This window comes from Paraburkholderia suaedae (assembly GCF_040812055.1).
Lineage (GTDB): Bacteria > Pseudomonadota > Gammaproteobacteria > Burkholderiales > Burkholderiaceae > Paraburkholderia.
The window spans coordinates 1-1,109 of record NZ_JBFOAH010000103.1; the positions used below are offsets into that span (position 1 = coordinate 1).

At 57.3% G+C, this 1,109-nt stretch carries 1 protein-coding gene; it reads right to left on the reverse strand.

From position 1 onward, the window contains the following. Positions 1-150 precede the first annotated feature (150 nt). Complete coding sequence (locus tag ABQJ48_RS37755; RefSeq protein ID WP_367842929.1) at positions 151-1,104, reverse strand: IS5 family transposase; 954 nt, start codon at positions 1,102-1,104, stop codon at positions 151-153. Positions 1,105-1,109 lie beyond the last annotated feature (5 nt).

Consider the following 1,109-nt stretch of genomic DNA (forward strand, 5'->3'; position numbering starts at 1 on the left):
GGAAGGTCTGCACAACTCGTTTTCAGATCGCCGACCTTTTACCACTTGAACTGAGTCAGCCAGGAGAATCGGCCGACAGGTTGGTCGTCTGGCCTTTGAACCGCGACGCCCCCTGTTTGCTGATACTTGTGGCCTCAATCTCCGAGCATTTCACGCTTTCCGCAAAGCCTTGCGTGCCATCCACAGGTTGCCCAGCGCAAATAGTGTCGTGATCTGGGCGGTGTTTTTCATCAAACCCCGGTACCGGGTCTTCGTGTAGCCAAACTGCTGTTTCAGGACTCGGAACGGATGTTCGACCTTGGCGCGGATGCCGGCCTTCAGGCGTTCAATCTGATCGAATATCGCGTCCAGACGATCGTTCAGGTCCAGTTGTCTACGCCTGCCGGGCCGCATCGCGATATGCCAGCGAACCGGGTTCGCCTTGCAGCGCTTTTCGACACCCTGATATCCGGCGTCAGCGTACACATCCGTTTCCTGGCCGTGCAACAACGCTTCGGCCGCGTTGATGTCGTGAACGTTGGCCGCAGTACCGATGACGGTGTGCACCAGGCCCGACTCTACGTCCACGCCGACATGCGCTTTCATCCCGAAGTACCACTGATTTCCCTTCTTCGTCTGGTGCATTTCCGGGTCTCTTGTACCGGAGCCGTTCTTCGTCGAGCTGGGTGCGGAGATCAAGGTAGCGTCGACCGCTGACCCTGTTTTAAGCATCAAGCCTTTCTCGCTCAGGATCTCATTGACCAGCGTGAGCATCTGCGCAGCCAGGCCGTGCGTTTCGAGCAGGTGGCGGAACCGGAGAATCGTGCTCTCGTCCGGCAAACGCGTCATCCCCTCGTCCAGCCCCGCAAAGTCGCGATACAGTGGTACGTCATAAAGCGCCTCTTCCATCGCTGGGTCTGACAGACCAAACCACTGCTGCATGAAGTGGATCTGCAGCATCGTCGCAATCGGGAACGGCGGCCGTCCAGTCTTACCCTTCGGATAGTGCGGTTCGATCAACGCAATCAACCTCGACCATGGCACAACGCGCCTCATCTCATCGAGAAATTCCCGTTTGCGTGTACGTTTCGTTGACAGATCCAGACCAAGACCAAGTTGCGTCATCGAAG